General features: G+C 67.2%; 17 protein-coding genes. 1 reads left to right on the top strand and 16 read right to left on the bottom strand.

Annotation, left to right across the window (positions count from 1 at the left end; translation table 11 throughout):
* Nucleotides 1-71 precede the first annotated feature (71 nt).
* Nucleotides 72-1,034, bottom strand: coding sequence for a KpsF/GutQ family sugar-phosphate isomerase (locus M9921_06470; protein ID MCO5296486.1), 963 nt, complete (start codon nt 1,032-1,034; stop codon nt 72-74).
* Between the two features lie 22 nt (nt 1,035-1,056).
* Nucleotides 1,057-2,019: an arginase gene (gene rocF, locus M9921_06465; protein ID MCO5296485.1), complete on the bottom strand. Its 963-nt coding sequence runs from the start codon at nt 2,017-2,019 to the stop codon at nt 1,057-1,059.
* Between the two features lie 17 nt (nt 2,020-2,036).
* Here rocF and pdxT point away from each other — a divergent pair, with 17 nt between their 5' ends.
* The gene (pdxT, locus tag M9921_06460) at nt 2,037-2,618 is read left to right on the top strand and encodes a pyridoxal 5'-phosphate synthase glutaminase subunit PdxT (protein MCO5296484.1); all 582 of its coding nucleotides are present in this window, start codon (nt 2,037-2,039) and stop codon (nt 2,616-2,618) included.
* Between the two features lie 73 nt (nt 2,619-2,691).
* Here pdxT and M9921_06455 read toward each other — a convergent pair whose 3' ends face one another.
* From M9921_06455 to pilM, 14 genes are all read right to left on the bottom strand, one after another.
* Nucleotides 2,692-3,744: a copper amine oxidase N-terminal domain-containing protein gene (locus M9921_06455; protein ID MCO5296483.1), complete on the bottom strand. Its 1,053-nt coding sequence runs from the start codon at nt 3,742-3,744 to the stop codon at nt 2,692-2,694.
* Nucleotides 3,745-4,147: 403 nt separating this feature from the next.
* Nucleotides 4,148-5,227 carry a bifunctional diaminohydroxyphosphoribosylaminopyrimidine deaminase/5-amino-6-(5-phosphoribosylamino)uracil reductase RibD gene (gene ribD, locus M9921_06450; protein ID MCO5296482.1) on the bottom strand — a complete coding sequence of 360 codons (1,080 nt, stop codon included), beginning with the start codon at nt 5,225-5,227 and terminating at the stop codon, nt 4,148-4,150.
* Nucleotides 5,202-5,504 carry a hypothetical protein gene (locus M9921_06445; GenBank protein MCO5296481.1) on the bottom strand — a complete coding sequence of 101 codons (303 nt, stop codon included), beginning with the start codon at nt 5,502-5,504 and terminating at the stop codon, nt 5,202-5,204. Before M9921_06445 ends, ribD begins: the two co-directional genes overlap by 26 nt.
* Entirely contained in the window at nt 5,495-6,142 is a 648-nt protein-coding gene (gene rpe / locus M9921_06440; GenBank protein ID MCO5296480.1) for a ribulose-phosphate 3-epimerase, read from the bottom strand. The genes M9921_06445 and rpe overlap by 10 nt, the downstream gene beginning before the upstream one ends.
* A complete protein-coding gene (locus M9921_06435; protein MCO5296479.1) occupies nt 6,139-7,857 on the bottom strand; it encodes a PASTA domain-containing protein in 1,719 nt (572 codons plus the stop codon). Before M9921_06435 ends, rpe begins: the two co-directional genes overlap by 4 nt.
* The gene (locus tag M9921_06430) at nt 7,854-8,018 is read right to left on the bottom strand and encodes a hypothetical protein (GenBank protein ID MCO5296478.1); all 165 of its coding nucleotides are present in this window, start codon (nt 8,016-8,018) and stop codon (nt 7,854-7,856) included. Before M9921_06430 ends, M9921_06435 begins: the two co-directional genes overlap by 4 nt.
* Before the next feature lie 23 nt (nt 8,019-8,041).
* Complete coding sequence (gene aroB / locus M9921_06425) at nt 8,042-9,058, bottom strand: 3-dehydroquinate synthase (GenBank protein ID MCO5296477.1); 1,017 nt, start codon at nt 9,056-9,058, stop codon at nt 8,042-8,044.
* On the bottom strand, nt 9,055-9,561 hold the full coding sequence (locus tag M9921_06420; GenBank protein ID MCO5296476.1) for a shikimate kinase: 507 nt from the start codon (nt 9,559-9,561) through the stop codon (nt 9,055-9,057). Before M9921_06420 ends, aroB begins: the two co-directional genes overlap by 4 nt.
* A gap of 87 nt (nt 9,562-9,648) precedes the next feature.
* Nucleotides 9,649-11,298 (bottom strand): hypothetical protein, encoded by a 1,650-nt coding sequence (locus M9921_06415; GenBank protein ID MCO5296475.1) that lies wholly within the window; start codon nt 11,296-11,298, stop codon nt 9,649-9,651.
* A gap of 43 nt (nt 11,299-11,341) precedes the next feature.
* Nucleotides 11,342-12,058, bottom strand: a complete 717-nt coding sequence (locus M9921_06410; protein MCO5296474.1) for a hypothetical protein — start codon at nt 12,056-12,058, stop codon at nt 11,342-11,344.
* 77 nt (nt 12,059-12,135) lie between these two features.
* Entirely contained in the window at nt 12,136-12,888 is a 753-nt protein-coding gene (locus M9921_06405; protein ID MCO5296473.1) for a hypothetical protein, read from the bottom strand.
* Nucleotides 12,889-12,915: 27 nt separating this feature from the next.
* Complete coding sequence (locus M9921_06400) at nt 12,916-13,710, bottom strand: hypothetical protein (GenBank protein ID MCO5296472.1); 795 nt, start codon at nt 13,708-13,710, stop codon at nt 12,916-12,918.
* 12 nt (nt 13,711-13,722) lie between these two features.
* Entirely contained in the window at nt 13,723-14,613 is an 891-nt protein-coding gene (locus M9921_06395) for a hypothetical protein (protein MCO5296471.1), read from the bottom strand.
* A 9-nt stretch (nt 14,614-14,622) separates the two neighbouring features.
* Complete coding sequence (pilM, locus tag M9921_06390) at nt 14,623-15,840, bottom strand: type IV pilus assembly protein PilM (protein MCO5296470.1); 1,218 nt, start codon at nt 15,838-15,840, stop codon at nt 14,623-14,625.
* Between the last annotated feature and the right edge of the window lie 297 nt (nt 15,841-16,137).

Genomic DNA, 16,137 nt, shown 5'->3' with positions numbered 1-16,137 from the left:
GCGCGAGCGTCCCGCGTACCGCAGCCACCGCGACAACGACGGCGACTCGCAGGACTAAAGCCCTCTGGGAGTTAGACGATGCCGCTTCGGAGGAGGTCTTTGAGGGCGAGCAGGCCCACGACCTTCCCCTCCTCCACCACCGGCATCTCACCGATCTTCACGGGCAGGTTCTGAAAGACCTCCAGGGCCTCGGCGGCCAGCAGGCCCGCCTCGATCCGCTTGGGGTCTCGCGTCATCAGGTCTTCGGCCCTCCCCTCGAGGGGCTGGGCGGCGTTCAAAAAGTGGCGGCGGAGGTCGCCGTCGCTGATCACGCCCTGCAATCCACCCTGGGCGTCCACCACGATGGCCGCACCTGCGCCCGCCTGGGTGATGCGCCTCATCACGTCCAGCACAGGATCGCCCGCCGAGGCGAGCGCGAGATCCGACTCCGTGCGCATCACGTCGCTCACCCGAAGCAGCAGGCGCTTCCCCAGGGATCCGCTCGGGTGGAAGCGCGCGAACTCTTCCCGGCCGAACGCCCGCCTCTCCATCGCCGCGACCGCCAAGGCGTCGCTCAGCGCCAGCATCGCCGTGGTGCTGGTGGTCGGCGCCAGGTTGTTCGGGCACGCCTCTTCCCACACATGGGTTGAAAGCACGAGGTCGGACAGGCGCCCGGCGCTCGAATCCGGTCGGCCCGTGATCAACAGCGTGCGCGCCCCGATCGCCCGCAGCGATGGAAAAAGCTTCACCAACTCGTCGGTCTCGCCGCTGTGGGTGTAGAGGAGCACGATGTCGCGGCGGGTGACCATGCCGAGGTCGCCGTGCACCGCTTCGGCCGCGTGGAGAAACAGGCTGGGGGTCCCCGTGCTGCTCAGCGTTCCCGCCGTCTTGCGCGCGATGTGCCCCGACTTGCCCAGCCCGCACGTGATCACCCGCCCCTCGCACTCCAAGAACCACTGGACGGCCTGCTCGAACGACGCGTCGAGCGCCCCGGCCAATCGCTCGAGCGCCCCGGCTTCCTCCAGCAGCACCCGACGTCCCGTTTCCACGCTCATGGGGCCGAGTCTACCGCTGCCCCTAGAGGATCGTCTTGCCGAACAGCGAGGCGATCCACTCCACCGCGGTGGTCGCGGTCTGGTTGTTGGTATCGAACAGGGGATTGGTCTCCACCAGGTCGAGTCCCACCAAGCGGTAGCCGGCGTCGGATCGATCGAGCTGCTCGCGCAAGAGCTCGGCGCACAGGTGGGACTCGCGGTACGTGAGACCGCCGCGAACCGCCGTGCCCGTTCCCGGGGCGAGCACCGGATCCAGGGAATCCACATCGAAGCTGACCCACAACGCCTTCGCCCCGGTCTCGCGGAGCCAAAAGTCCAGACGCGTCATCGTGGCCACGAGACCTCCGCGGTCGATGTCCTGCATCGTTGAAGTGAAGGCGCCGTGCCAGGAACGGAGGATCGCCTTCTCCCCGTCGTCGACCTCGCGCAGCCCCAGCCAGGCGAGTCGGTCCGGCCGCAGCGAACCCCCGGGTGCCAAGGCATCCTTGAGCCCGCGCCACTGAACGTCGGCCAGTCCGTCGGTTCCGCTCGCCATACCCGAAAGAAGCGACAACGGCATGCCGTGGAGGTTTCCGGAAGGCGACGATCCTGGCGTGTTCAGGTCGGCGTGCGCGTCGATCCAGAGGACCGCCAAATCGTCCCCGTACTGCTCGAACGCGGCGGCGACGCTTCCCATCGCCAACGCGTGGTCTCCGCCGACCACGAGCGGGCACCGTCCCTTCTCGAGGGAGGCCGCCACCCGCTCCTTCAGCGTCTTCAGGAACGCCAACGCGGGCTCGTAGTTGCGCAACCCGCCGCGAACCGTGGCCTCGTTCCCGACCGGCAGATCGCCCAGGTCGGCAACATCGATTCCCTGCGCCCGCAAGACGTCCGTCAACCCGGCGAGCCGCAGCGCGGCGGGTCCCAGACGGGTACCGCGCCGCTTGCCGCAGTGGTCCAATGGGGCCCCGATGAGATCGATCACGTCGTCCAGTCTACACGCCATGCGAGTAGAATCCGGGCATGCCGCGCACCGTGGGGGTCATCGCCGTCCAGGGCGATTTTGAGAAGCACGCGGCGGCTCTTTCGCGGTGCGATCCGAAGCTCGAGGTGGTCGGCGTGCGCACCCCAGAGGAGCTCGAAGGGGTCGAACGCGTGATCTTGCCCGGTGGCGAGAGCACCACGGTGGGCCTGTTGATGGAGCGGTACGGCCTCGGTGCGGCGCTGCAGGCGGCCGCCCGCGGCGGAATGCCCGTGTGGGGAACCTGCATGGGGATGATCCTGATGGCGCACGAAGTCGTCGGCCGCGATCAGTACACGCTCGACCTCCTCGACATCTCGGTCGAACGCAACGCGTTCGGCGCCCAGGTCCACAGCTTCGAGGATCTGGTGCCGATCGAGGGGTTGGACGCCCCCGTGCTGGGTGTCTTCATCCGCGCCCCGATCGTCACGCGGTGCGGCGAGGGAGTCCAGGTCCTTGGACGCTACGATGGCAAGGTCGTGGCCGTTCGCCAGGGACTGAGGCTCGGCACGTCCTTTCATCCCGAGCTGACCGACGACATCCGGCTCCACCGCTACTTCCTCGCGATGGGCCAGGACGCATAAAAGGAGCCCCGCTCTGAGGGAAGAGACGGGGCTTTCGGGGGAGGGAGGTTGGAAGACTTCTCTCTACGGGTTTCTACGCCTTGTTTCCAACTCTTGATCCATTTACTTGGACATTATTGGAACGAATTGCAGAAAAAGCCTCGATGGGGCAGTACCAGACTCCGCCACGCTCGACCAGAGCCACGGGCAATCGGCCGCGCCGACCGTTGAGGCGGTACTCGTCCGAGTCGGCATCCAGGCGCATGAGGTTGCGATCGTCTTCGATCAGCAGCGTTCGGTTCCCCGCCCAGGCTGCATCCAGGCCCAGGCCGCGCGCGGTTCGCTCGACGGGAACCATGGCGGTGTTGCCCTGCCAGTACGGCGTCTCGTTGGAGCCGTAGCGCAGTTCGCGGCCCTCGTAGGAGATCACGGGCTCGCGGCGATCGTCGCGCGGGTCGCGGCCGTCGCCGTAGTCCCGTCGGTCGGGATCTCGCGGATCGTACCGATCGTCGTTGCGAAAGTCTCTCGAGTTCCAAGGGCCGCGGTAGTCGAACTTCACCTCACGCTCGAAGTAGGCGCCGAGGGTCGTGCCGCGCTTGGCCACGGAATCCCCGTCTTGCCCCTGGGTCTCGGCGAGCGCGATCCCCGCGAGGGCACCCAAGACCGCGCCTTCGAACGGCTTCTTGATCGAATTGCCCAGGATCAGGCCGCCCAGGAATCCGCCAAGGACGAACTTCTCTTTGGAGGTGCCGCGGCTCGCGACCAGGCGCCCATCTGCCCCTCGTCGAATGCGTCCGTCGTCCAACCGGATAGGCACCGCCCGAATTCCCGTGCGCTTTCCGTCCGGCAACACCATGTTCTGGAACTCGAGGTCCATGGTCGCCGGTCGGTCTCCCCGCCGCGGCCGAACGTCGAGCACGCGTCCTTCGAGCACCGTGCCCAGGGGAAGGTCCCGGCTCTCTTCGACCCGCGCGGAGAAGCGATCGCCGCGGCGGCTGTCCTTGAAGTTGAGGGAGTCCTGCAACACGACGGGAATCACGCTGTCGCGCCGGATCGTGACCGTCTCGGCGGTCGCGAAGGCGGGCAACACGGCCAGGCCCAGGGCCAGAGGGGTCGTCCAAAACCTTCGGTGCAGTTGCTCTTTCATGTCGTGCTCCTTAGCGGGGCGCGCACGCGCCTCCCATTCCCTTGACGACCGTCGAGGCCCGGCGGTTACGAGGATTCCAGCCGGCGGGCGTGGCACCCCGGGCCCGGTTCACACGCCCGTCGAGCGGGCGTGGCACCCTTCTGACTTCGGGCCCGGTTCACACGCCCGTCGAGCGGGCGTGGCACCCTTGTGACTTCGGGCTCGGTTCATACGACCGTCGAGCGGGCGTGGCACCCTTGTGACTTCGGGCCCGGTTCACACGCCCGTCGAGCGGGCGTGGCACCCTTGTGACATCGGGCCCGGTTCACACGCCCGTCGAGCGGGCGTGGCACCCTTGTGAAGCGGGCTCGGTTCATACGCCCGTCGAGCGGGCGTGGCACCCCGGGCTCGGTTCATACGACCGTCAAGCACCCCTGGCACCCTTGTGACGTCGGGGGACGGCGGTGATCTGGACGTCGGGCCCGAGGCGACGCACCCGGCGGATGTCGAAGCTTGGGCTGGCCTCCAGACTCGGCCACGGTTCCCCGGTTGCCCAGGCCGGACCTGCCCCCAACACCTTGGGCGCGACGAACAGCTCGAGACGGTCGACGAGCTGCGCCTTGAGAAACCTTGCGAGGGTGACTCCGCCACCTTCCACAAGGACTCCGGTAATCCCCTCGGACCACAAATCCCCCAGCACCTGCCCCAAATCGAGCTCTCCGGCACGCAGAGAGGCCTTTCTGTCCGCTTCCAGAGTCGAGGAGTCCCCCACAAAACGCAGCGTGGGCGCCTCGGGGCCGAAGATGCGTTCCGTTCCATTCAGCCGCGCGCGGGGATCGAGCACGACGCGGACGGGCGGATGGTGAACGCCTCGAAGCCTCGCGGTGAGGAGCGGATCGTCCGCGGCCACGGTTCCCCGCCCAACGAGAACGCATCCGAGTTCCGCGCGCAGCCGGTGCGCCTCCCGCCGGGCACGATCCCCGGTGATCCAGCGGCTACGGCCGTCGGGAAGGGCGATTCGCCCGTCCAGGGTCATCGCCGCCTTCGCCACCACGAACGGCCGGCCGAGGGCGTGCGCTTGGAGGAACACCTCGTTGGCAGACGCCGCGCGCTGCGCCCGGATCCCGTAGGTCACGGAAATGCCGTGCCGTTCAAGCCACGCGCCCCCGCCCGCAGCGCGCGGGTTGGGGTCGCGGACGGCCACGACCACCTCTTTGATCCCCGCCTCGATCAGGGCTTCAGCGCAGGGCGGGGTGCGGCCGGTGTGCGCGCACGGCTCGAGGGTGACGACCGCCGTGGCTCCCCTGGCCTTGTCCCCGGCCTCCCGAAGCGCGAAGACCTCGGCGTGGGGCGCCCCGGCGTACGGGTGGAATCCCTCGCCCACGATCTCGCCGTCCCGCACGATCACGCACCCCACGCGGGGGTTCGGCGCGGGGTATCCGCGGCGCGAGAGCGCGATGGCGCGGTCCATCGCCCGCTCAAGCGTCATTTCGGCCCTGCCCATGGTCCTCGAGCGTGCCTTCCAGAAGGCTGTGGAAGTTCTCCATCGCCTCCTCCTTGAGTTGGCGGCGCGCCTGCCGCGCCACCAGCACGGCCCCGACGGCGGTCGAGAAGAACGTGAGCAGCAGGGTGACGAAGTAGATTCCGTAACGTAGCAGGTAGCGCAGCCTTTCCTGCTCGGGCGCGGTCGCGGCGGGCTTGGCGCCGACGATCCACGGCCAACCCACTAGGAGCACGATCCCAAAGACGAGCAGCGCGGTTGTGACGAGCTTTACCCGCATGCGGCCCTCAATTGGCCGACTCCGTCCGCGAGGCTGAGCTGCTGCACAAGGAAGCTCCCCGACACGAAGGCGTTGGCGCCGGCCTCACGCGCCCGCCTGAGGTGCACGGGATCGATCCCTCCATCGACCTGAATCGTCAAGTCCGGCTTCAGCGAGCGCAGTTGCTCAACCTTGCGCAGCATCGGATCGAGGAACGCCTGCCCTCCCCAGCCGGGGTTCACGGTCATCACCAAGATCAGGTCGGCGATCTCCAGGACGCCCCGCACCGCCTCGACCGGCGTGCCGGGATTCAGCGCCACGCCCGCCTGCGCTCCGAGTTCGTGCAACGTCTGGATCAGGCGGTGCGCGTGGGGAGCCACTTCGACGTGAAAGGTCACCCTGCTGCACCCCGCTTCGACGAACGCTTGGAAATGGCGCTCCGGCGTCAAGGTCATGAGATGCGCCTCGAACGGCGTCTCGCCCAAGGAGCGCAGGCTGGCCACCAGCTCGTGGCCGAACGTGATCGGCGGGACGAACTGGCCGTCCATGACGTCGAAGTGAATCCACTCGACCCCCGCCTCCATCAGCTCGCGCACCGCGGGGCGAAACTGCGAAGGATCGCAGGACAGAATCGAGGGGGTCAGCTCGCACGCGGTCATTGGGCGGGCTCCCTGGGACTTCCCTTGACCTGCTTCACCAGTTCGCCATCATAAAAGATCCGGAACAAAACCTCGGAGCCGACGCCTTCGGCATCCACGAGGAACGTGTCGTTCGGCTCGTGGTAATCCTCGTGCACGGTCCTCGTTCCATCGGCGTCGGTCATATCGACGCGGACGGTGACGGGCACCGGCACATCGGTCATCCGAATCCGAAGCGAGTACATGTTTCGTTCCCGATCGCCCGTATCGGACTCGCCTCCCTTGCCGGAGCTCACCTTCACCCGAATGGAGGTGAAGCGCTCCACCTTCGAGTGCGGTCCCGGCAGTTGCGACACGATCATCCCCGGCTCCACCGAGCTGTCGGGCACCTCCTGCACGCTGTCGCTCAGTTCGAGATTGACCGTACTCAGCATGGCCTTGGCCTGGTCCACGGTCATCCCGCGCAGATCGGGCGCCTCGACGAACTTGCTGCCCAGGCTCACGACCACGGTGACGAACGCGCCTTCCCGCACGCGCTCTTTCGGCGAAGGGTTCATATCGAGGATGCGGTCCGCCGCCACTTTTTCGCTGGCTTGCTTCGACCCGATTCTCAGCCGGAGGCCCATCTTGTCGAGCATGCCGTTGGCCTCGCTCACGCTCTGGCCGACGAGGTTGGGCAGAACGATCTCACGGGGCTTGTTGAAGTTGAACACGATCCACCCGCCGATCATGAACACGAGGAGCGCGGAAAAGAAGGCGATCGAGACCTTGATCCACGTCGGCACGTCGCCGCTGTCGTAGTCGTACACCTGCGTCGGTTCGGGCTTGACGGCGGACAGCTTGGGCGCGACGGGTTGGGGCGCGGGGTCTTGCGCCGCCCCGGGCCTCAGCGGCCACGTCAAGGGCCGGCCGAACCGCAGCGCATCCTGCAGGAGCCGCAGATCCTCGGCCAACTCGCTTGCGGAGGCGTAGCGGTGGGCCGGCTCCTTGCTCATGGCTTTGCGGATGATCTCGTCGAGCACATGGGGGACCGACGGGTTGAACAGCTTGACGCTCGGAACCGGAGCCTGGGCGTGCTTCTCCGCCATCTCCTGGGGCGAGTTGGCGATGTAGGGCAGTCGTCCGGTGACCAGTTCGAAAAGCATCACGCCGACCGCGTAGAGGTCGGAACGCGGCGTGGGCATCCCGCCCGCCGCCACTTCGGGAGCCAGGTAGGGCGCCATGGCGGCGAACGCCAGCGCCCCGCCGTGGGCGCAGTGCGAATACGCCTCCCAGAGCCCCGCGCGATGCACCTTCACGGAGCCGTCGGGCAGGAGGTAGGTCGTGTGCGATCCCAGATCGCCGTGGACCACGCCGCTTCGGTGGAGCGCGCCGAGCGCCTCGCTCACGGCCATCCCCATCGATGCGGCGACGGGGACGGAGAACGACCCGAGCTTTCGTAGGCGCTCGTTGAGCGGCGCGCCGGCCACCGGCTCGCCTACCAGGAAGACCTGGTCTTGGTCGACTTCCAGCGATCGGACGGCGTGCAGTCCGGGATGGCCGAGCATGGCGGTCTTCCCGACGACCTGCTTCAGCTTCTCCACAAAGGAGGGTTCGGTGGCGCAAATCGGCGCGACCACCCCCACCGACACGTCCTTCGAGTCGATCTGGTCGCGCGCCCCGTAAAGGGTGAACAAAGGCCCTTCCGAAAGGAGCTTGGTGACCTCGTACCGGCCCTTCAGCCTCGCGCCGATCACCCTTCGGGCCCCTCGGCCGGCACGATCGCCAGCAACACGGCCCCGGCGAGCACGCCCAACGCGACCCACTTCACCCACCCGCCGACGGTCCACGGGGCGCCATGGAAGAAGCTCCACTGGCTTCCAGCGTAGCCGCCGGCCAGTGCGACGAGTGTCGACACCGAGAGCGCGTACCTCAGACCATTCATAGCGACCGAAGCGCCGCTCGCACCTCGCGCGGATCGACGCCCCGAACCAGTTTACACTCGCCCAGACGGGGCACGAGGCTGAAGGCCAATTCCCCTTCCGTGGATTTCTTGTCCCGGCGCATGGCGTCCAGCAGCGCATCCTCTTCGCGCAGCCAGGGGGTGGCGACCGGCAGACCTTGCAGTTCGAGGGCCCGACGGAGTCGCGATGCGACGCCGGATTCGGTGTGCCCGAGTCGCTCGCCGAGCACCGCCTCGGCGACCATCCCGATGGCGACGGCTTCCCCGTGCAGCAGTTCGCCGTACCCGCTCACCACCTCCAAGGCGTGCCCGACCGTATGGCCGAAGTTCAGGATGGCGCGCGCGCCGGACGTTTCGAACTCGTCCTCGGCCACGACTTGGGCCTTGAGTTCGACGCACCGGCCCACGACCTGCTCGAGGCGCTCGTCCTCGAGATGCAGGGCTTGCGCTTCCAAGGACCCAAACAACGCGGCATCGAGGATGCACCCCGTCTTCCACACCTCGGCCGTGCCGTTGACGAACTGCCGCTCGGAGAGCGTCCGAAGGGTCTCCAGTGCGATCCAAACCGCTTGGGGCGGGTGAAAGGCTCCCGCGAGGTTTTTTCCGGCTTTCAGATCGACGCCGACCTTGCCACCGCCCGACGCATCCACCATGGCAAGGAGCGTGGTCGGCACCTGGATCACCGGCACGCCGCGCATGTACGCGGCGGCTGCGAACCCGGCCAAGTCGCCCACGACGCCCCCGCCCAAGGCGACGATCGTCGTCGACCGGGTCGCGCCCTGCGAGGCGAACGCCTCCAGGAGGGCGCCGAAGTTCGCGAGGTTCTTCTCAGGCTCCCCCGGGGGGACCTCGAGCACGGGCAGGCCGCGGGGTCGCCACGAGGTCAGGACGTTGGAGTCCGAGACCACGAGACTCCGTGCGGGAAGTTGGTCCAGGACCTCGTCGAACGAGGCGAACCGGACGTCGTACGTACCTCGAGAGTGGCGAATGGTCACCGAGCCTCCTCCTCGAACTTCGCTCGGAGTTCGATCACGATCTCCTCGAGCGAGCGGCCGTCGATCGAGCACCGGAGGTCGGCTTGCTCGTACAGCCTGCGCCGTTCCGCGAGAATCGCTTCGAGGCGGTCCTCCCAGTTTTCGACTTCGAGCAGCGGACGCCGGCGCTTGCTGGCCCGGAGCCTTGCGGCAAGCGTGGCGGTCGACCCCTCCAGGTACACGGTGGTTCCAAGGCGCCTCATCTCGTCCCAGTTCTCCGGCCGCGTGACGATGCCGCCACCTGTGGAGAGGACGGCGGGGGTCGGTTCCAGGCCGCGCAGGATGTTCGTCTCGTGTTGCCGGAACGCCAGTTCGCCGTAGACCGCGAAGATTTGGGCGACGGAGCGTCCAAACCGGTTTTGGAGGAGCTGGTCGGTGTCGAGCACGGGCCGCCCGACCAGTTTGCCGAGCGCTCGGGCGGCGGAGGACTTCCCCGCTCCCATCATTCCGACCAGGATCCACATGCGCGCCATGGTTTTCGGGAGGGCCAAACAAGAGCAGCGGCGGGAAGATCCCGCCGCTGCCTGCGTAACCGATGGGCCCGGCGTGGGTTAGAAGCCGCCGGACGAGTCGTCCTCGACGATCGTGGGAGTCACAAAGACCAGCAACTCGGTCGTGTTCTTGTCCTTGTTGCTTGCCCGGAAGAACTGCCCGATGATCGGGAGATCGCTCAGGATCGGGAACCGCGCGGTGGAGCCGGTCTCCGCTTTTCGCGTGAGGCCGCCCAGCACGATCGTCTCGTTGTTCTTGACGCGGGCCACCACCGAGATGGTCTGCGCCAGGACGTCCGGGACTTCCTGCCCGTCGGGACCGCGGCGCACCTGGCCGAAGTCTTGGACGGTCGGAGTCATGAACATCGTGATCGTATCGTCGCCGTTGATGCGCGGCGCGACCGCGAGGCCCGTGGTGATCGGGAACGGAACCGGCTGCGGCGAGATGATGATCTGGCCGTTGCCCACCGCCGTGATCTGGTTCACGAACACCGTGGTCTGCACGAACTGCTGGACGAACGCGGGCTGGTTGTTCAGGGTCCGGATGATCGGCGCCTGAACCGTTTTGCCGTAGCCTTCCTGCAGGAGCGTGCGGAGCCGCGTGGTGACGTTGCCCGTCGCGTAGTTGATGAAGATCGGGTCGCCGGCGCGGGCGAACGAGCCGGGGCGGTTGCCCGCGAACACCGTGCCGCGCTGGTACAGCCAGTCGAAGCCAAGGGACTTGGCGATGCTCGAGCTGGTCGTGATGAACTCGACCTTGATGATGACCTGTCGGGGCGCCACGTCGAACAGCGCGATGTTGCGCTGCAGCTCGGCGATATCCTCTTCGGATCCGCGGACCACGAGGCTGTTGTCCGTCGGGTCGAAGCTGATAAAGTCGATCGAGTCGCCCACGAGGCCCTGACCCGCTTGGAGGGTCGCGCCCTGGCCGCCGCCGAGGCCGCCGCCCTGACCACCGCCGAGCCCGCCGCCGAGGCCACCGCCGAGACCGCCGCCCTGGCCGCCGCCGAGGCCGCCGCCCTGGCCGAGGCCGCCGCCGCCACCGAGCGGGCCTTGGCCCGCCGTCTCACCCGGAAGCCGGATGTCGCGGCCCGATTCGAACGCGTTCGGGACGGGAGACATCTGAGCGGGCTGCGGGGTGAAGTTCTGCTGGTTGTTGAAGACCTGCGGCTGCCGCGTCGTGGGAGTGACCTTGGGCGCCGAGACCTCCTGGAAGCGGTTCAGCTCGCGGAAGCCGTACGTCGGATCGTATTCGATCCCGGCCGTGAGCTGGCGGTACACGTCGCGCGCGTCCGCCTTCATCATCTTGAACTTCGACACCTTCTTGGGCAGCTTGACCGCGGGGGGATCCACGGGGCGGACCGCCGTGTCGGGCTGCTTCTTGCCATTGCTGATGATGTAAACGCCCGCCTCGTCGCGACGGAACGTCGCGCCCGCGGACTGGCAAATGTAGCGAATCGCCTCTTCCGCCGACACGTGGGTCAACGAAAGCGTGATTCGGGGAAACGCCTCATCGCTCGTCTCGACGACGAACTGGACGCCCGTCTGCTTGGTCAGCATCTGGGTCGCGGTGATCATGTCGGCATCTTTCAGCGACACGTCCACGCGAAGTTCGTCCGCGATCTGGGCGCCGGCATTGGCCGCGACCCCTGTCAAGGTCGCGGTCATCGCCACCGCCAGCGCAAATTGCGCCCATCTGTTACGCATCATATCCTCCTAACCCTCTTCGAATCCGAAACCAATTGGGCGCGGCTTAGAAGCCCACGCCGCCGCGGCCGCCGCCGCCGCCACGACCGCCGCCGAAGCCGCCGCCGCCGAAGCTGCCGCCGCCAAAGCCGCCGCCGCCAAAACCGCCGCCGCCGAAGCCGCCACCGCCAAAGCCGCCGCCGCCAAAGCCGCCGCCGCCAAAACCGCCGCCGCCGAAGCCGCCATTGCCGCCGCCGCCGAAACCGCCGCCGCCGCTAGAGCCCGTCTTAAACAAGGTGCTCATCTCGGGGGCGAGGCTCGCCACGTTCTGCGAACCCGACAACATCGTGATGATGTACAGGGGGTCCGCATGGCGGATGGGGAGTCGTCGAATCACGGTGTTGCGCTGCGGACCGGTCAGGTCCGGGCCACCGGTGTTCGAGGGGATCGGAGGCTCCTCGCGCACGATGATCTGGTAGATGCCCGCTTCGACGCGGTACGTGGCGTTGACCTGCTTCAGGATGTTCTGCAGAGCCACTTCGAACTGCACGTTCTTCAGGCTCACCGTCACCGTTCCCTGCACTTCGGGAGCGATCGAATAGGACACTCCCACGTTGCGGAACAGGATCTTGAGCGCATCGCGCACGTCCGCCTGATCGAGCTCGAGCGACGGGATGATCTTGTTGCTCGGATCATCCTGCGCCATCGCGCGCACCGGGGCTGCGGTTACCAGCAGCACCGCCAGCAGTGCTCCAAAAACAAACGACATGTGCTTCTTCATCATTTCCTCCGATCTTCTCGGGCCGTTGCCAAATTCTCTTTACTTCGTGGCGGTCCTCACCGCCGTCGCGTCCGTCACTACTAAGGCGGGGGAGGCGTCCCTCCGCGGCGACCGCCGCCGGGAGCCCCGACCGCACCGCCGCCCGGTGCTCCGATCGCGCCGCCGCCCGGTGCTCCAACCGCACCGCCGCCTTGTCGACCCGCACCGCCGCCGGTGGGAGCCCGCCCGCCGCCCTGGCCGGCTGGTGGGCTCTCCAACCTTACGACGATCTCGTTGGGGCGCCGGTTACCAGGACGTCGCAAGATCGCCTTCTCCCCGTCGATCGAGACGACCGTCCACTCCGTGTTCGGGATTTTCGTGCCGGGCCGGACGATCTCCGTGCGGCCCCCTTCCAATTCGATGATCGCGTGGACCGAGTCCCCGACCAAGATGCCCGAGAGCCGGCGGTACGGCTGCTGTTCGATCGGCACCAAGGTGTCGTCCGGCTTCTCCTCGGGTGGCTCGAACATGATCGAGAAGCCGCCGGCGTCCTGGAGGAAACGCATGACGCGCTGCTCGGCCTCGTAGCGCTGTTCGGTGGGTTTGAGCGAGAACGGATCTTGGCGCGTGCCGCCGAAGTTCCGGTTGCTGGCCACGGTGGCCAGGTCGGTCTCCGCGTACTGCGCGATCGGGATGCCCGCCGGGGCGTCGGGCCGGAAAGGCTCGCGCGTCACGGTGCTCGTCGCGGGGGGCGGGGCGCTGCTCACGGCAGTCCCTCCGCCGCAGCCGACGAGCGCCAGGCAAGCGCCCAGGGCTCCCATCCAACCGATCTGCTTGTAGGTGTTGCGACTCATGCTTAAACCTGGACTCCTTCGATCAGCCTAGCGCCCGGCCCTCGGGCCACCGCCCATACCCGCGGCGCTCGGGCCGCCGCCGACGGGACCGGCGCCCACGGGACCGCCGCCGCCGAATCCACCGCCGCTCGAGGAAGGAGCGGCTCCCGCGGGAACGGCCGGGTAGACCCGGTCGCCCCGGATGTAGCCGACCAGCGAAAGATTGTAGGTGCCCGTCAACTGCGGCGACGTGCCCGTCAACGCGAGCCCGTCTGCAACGGCGAGGTAGCCCCTCATACCGGACCAGGACCGGACGTTGGCCATGATCTGGGCGTAGGTGCCTTGGACCGTGACCGTCCCCAAATCGAAGATGACGACCGGGAACGGAATGGCTGGGTAGTTGAAGTAGTTGGCCACGACCGTCGTCGCATCCTCGTCCGGAAACGGCACCGTCGGGCCGTTCACCACGGTCACGCCGCCCCGCCGCACCTGGGCGTTGAGCGCGCGCTGCACGTTGTTCCGGAAGGTGCGCGCATCCACGGTCAACTGCCACGCGTTGACCGCGAGGTTGATGCCGCCCGAGGAGAGGTTGGCGGGAGGCGTGTGCTGCTCGACCACGTTGCGCCACTCCGCGGCCTTCTCGTTAACCATCGCCTTGGCGTCCTCGACGCGCTTTTCGGCGGCGGGGAGTTTGGCTCCCTCGGCCTCGCGCTGCTGCCGAAGCTCCTGGTAGTACATCGCCTCGGTCTTGTTCGGCACCCATTCTCGGAAATAGGCGTAGGAGAGCGCGATCACGCCGACGGCGAGACCGATCAGAAAAATGGGAAGGGCTCCGATCTTCATAGTGACTCTCCTCTACTCCTCGTCAAAGCGGTCGCGGGGCGGACCACCACGTCCCGCCGGGACCGCCGGGGCTCCTGCGGGGCTGACGCCCCCACCCGCGGGCGGGGCTCCGGGGAATCCGCCGGGTGCCGGCGGGGCGACGCTGCCGATCCCGGCGAGCGTGGCGCGCGGGTTCGGGGTCTGCGAATTGCGCTGCAACACCACGGAAACGGTCACCGCCGACTCGCCCGGCATGGCACCGCGCACGCCGGGCCCCGTGCCGAAACCTCCGGTTCCGGTGAACCCGGTGACCGTGCCTTGCGCGATGAAGTAGTCCAACCGCGCAAGAGGATCGTCGGGGATCGGCCCCTGGCCCGGTGCGACCGGGCGTCCGGTCTGATCGACGGGCGTCAATCCGGGAACGAACGGAGACGTGTACTGGTAGCCGGTCCGGGACACCGTCTGCGCGCCCGGGATGCGGTAGAGGGCGAGCATCAGGTCCGCGTACTGCTGGTAGCTGGCCAGCACGCCGTTCATCGTCACCACGGTCGTGTCGGCGCCGCCGGGAGTGGCCTGCATCGACGTCACGCGGTAGAAGGCCGGAATGTAGCGCCGCACCTCGTCGTACAGGTCCGGATACACGGTGTTGTGGTTTTTCATCGCCTCGGCGAGGTTGATGTTGATGAGAATCACCCGCGCCTGCGAGATCACCTCGTCCGCATACTTCGACGTGGAGGCGGCGAGCTCGGCCCGGGGACGGGCGTTCTCGGCCTCGTTGATGGCGTTGGCGCGCTCGTTGCGCGAAGCCGAAATCATGCCCACCGCGCCCACGATGCCGATCACGGCGATCAGCGCCGACAGCACGATGGCGGTCTGGGTCTGCTTCCCCTTGGAAACCGATGACGGGAGTAGATTCAGCTTCATGCTTGGTTCCTAGTCGAAAAAGATGTGCAGCCCGTTGCCCACCGCGACGGCAAACTCCTGACGATGCTCGTTCACGAACTCGTCCGACGCCTTGCGGGCGCTGACGCTTAGACGGCGAAGGGGATCGTAGGTGTCACATGGAATGCCGACGGTGCTCGCGAGGAACTCCGCGAGCCCCTTGAGCTTGGAACCGCCCCCGCAGAGAGTCACCCGCGACACCTCTCCACCCCGGCTCCGGAAGTAATCGATCGAACGCCGGATCTCGGCGACGAACTCGTCGAGGACCGGTGCAATCGCGTTGTAGATCTGGGTGTCGCCTCCCCCGGCTGGCACGGGCGCCGGCGATGCGGGCGCCGCCTCCTCGCCCTCGCCGGCGACCGGCGCGGCGACCGGAGCCGGAGCAGGCTCGTCGGTGAACGGGTTGTAGGGCTGGAACTCCTGGGTGGCGGCTCCGCCGAACGTGCCCGTCTGCTGGGCGGCGTCGTTCGGAATCTGGCACTTCTCCGACTTGAGGCGCTCCGCTTCCTCGGTGCCGACGCCCATCGCGTCGGCCACGGCCTTGGTGAACATCTCGCCGCCGATCGGTACCTGGCGCGGCATCAGGAGCTTGCCACCCTTGAAAATGTTGATCGAAGTCGTTTTGTGGCCGACGTCCACCACGCAGACCGTCTGCTGGTCGTACTGGTCGTCGTAGCTCATCTTCACCGAGCGCGCCAGCCCCAGCGGCTCGACGTCGATCGCCGCCGTCTGCTTCCCCGCCTTCTTCACGCACGCCAAAATCATGTCGATCGCGGACTGGGGAGAGATCGCCATGACCACGTCCATGTTCTGCGAGTTCGGATCGTCGGACGCCAAAGGCTGGAAATCGCTGACCACCGTGCTCTCCGCGAACGGGATGTTCCGGTTGATCTCCCACTGCATGTGCTCTTTCAGCTCGGCGGGGTTCATTCGGGGCACTTCCAACGTGCGCACGAGAACCGAAGCCTGGCCGGCGATGGAGATCACGGCGTGAGGCACCGAAGCGCCGCTCTCGGCGAGCACCTGCTTCAGGGCGGCTCCGACCGCGTCGCTGTTGTACACGCCCGTGTGATCCACACTGCCCTCGGGAGTGTCGATCATTCCAAGAGCCGTCACAACGGGCTCCCGTCCCTGGCTTCGAACCTCGGCGACTTTGATCTTTCGACTGCCGATGTCGATGCCCAGAACGCTGTTCAGCTTTTTGGCCATATGTTTTGAAACCTGCTTCCCCGGGAGGGCGAAGCTATGTTATCACCGGCTTTCTACGGGTGTCAACGTCGAAAGCCGACCACGCATCAAAGACGCCATACCCGTGGCAAGTGGTTCGCTCCCAAGAAAAAAGCGTGGAGTTTGCAGGAACGGCGCCGCCGACGGCCGCCAAACGGGGAGTTCGGGACCCATCGCGAAGGGTGTTCGGGGACGAGTCCATCACGCTGATCATACTCGGCTTTGGCGATGCGCGGGGGGAGATCCGGGCGCCGATGACGCCGTTTGGACGCAAAAAAG

The organism is Fimbriimonadaceae bacterium (genome assembly GCA_023957775.1).
GTDB lineage: Bacteria > Armatimonadota > Fimbriimonadia > Fimbriimonadales > Fimbriimonadaceae > JAMLGR01.
This window is presented reverse-complemented; position numbering and strand designations above follow the sequence as displayed.

Bases quoted from the DNA above. Each gene is read 5' to 3' on its own strand.
- M9921_06395 (MCO5296471.1), bottom strand. From the start codon at position 14,613: ATGAAGCTGAATCTACTCCCGTCATCGGTTTCCAAGGGGAAGCAGACC.
- M9921_06415 (MCO5296475.1), bottom strand. From the start codon at position 11,298: ATGATGCGTAACAGATGGGCGCAATTTGCGCTGGCGGTGGCGATGACC.
- pdxT (MCO5296484.1), top strand. From the start codon at position 2,037: ATGCCGCGCACCGTGGGGGTCATCGCCGTCCAGGGCGATTTTGAGAAG.
- M9921_06420 (MCO5296476.1), bottom strand. From the start codon at position 9,561: ATGTGGATCCTGGTCGGAATGATGGGAGCGGGGAAGTCCTCCGCCGCC.
- M9921_06410 (MCO5296474.1), bottom strand. From the start codon at position 12,058: ATGATGAAGAAGCACATGTCGTTTGTTTTTGGAGCACTGCTGGCGGTG.
- M9921_06445 (MCO5296481.1), bottom strand. From the start codon at position 5,504: ATGCGGGTAAAGCTCGTCACAACCGCGCTGCTCGTCTTTGGGATCGTG.
- rocF (MCO5296485.1), bottom strand. From the start codon at position 2,019: ATGGCGTGTAGACTGGACGACGTGATCGATCTCATCGGGGCCCCATTG.
- M9921_06455 (MCO5296483.1), bottom strand. From the start codon at position 3,744: ATGAAAGAGCAACTGCACCGAAGGTTTTGGACGACCCCTCTGGCCCTG.
- pilM (MCO5296470.1), bottom strand. From the start codon at position 15,840: ATGGCCAAAAAGCTGAACAGCGTTCTGGGCATCGACATCGGCAGTCGA.
- rpe (MCO5296480.1), bottom strand. From the start codon at position 6,142: ATGACCGCGTGCGAGCTGACCCCCTCGATTCTGTCCTGCGATCCTTCG.
- M9921_06470 (MCO5296486.1), bottom strand. From the start codon at position 1,034: ATGAGCGTGGAAACGGGACGTCGGGTGCTGCTGGAGGAAGCCGGGGCG.
- M9921_06400 (MCO5296472.1), bottom strand. From the start codon at position 13,710: ATGAAGATCGGAGCCCTTCCCATTTTTCTGATCGGTCTCGCCGTCGGC.
- M9921_06405 (MCO5296473.1), bottom strand. From the start codon at position 12,888: ATGAGTCGCAACACCTACAAGCAGATCGGTTGGATGGGAGCCCTGGGC.
- ribD (MCO5296482.1), bottom strand. From the start codon at position 5,227: ATGGGCAGGGCCGAAATGACGCTTGAGCGGGCGATGGACCGCGCCATC.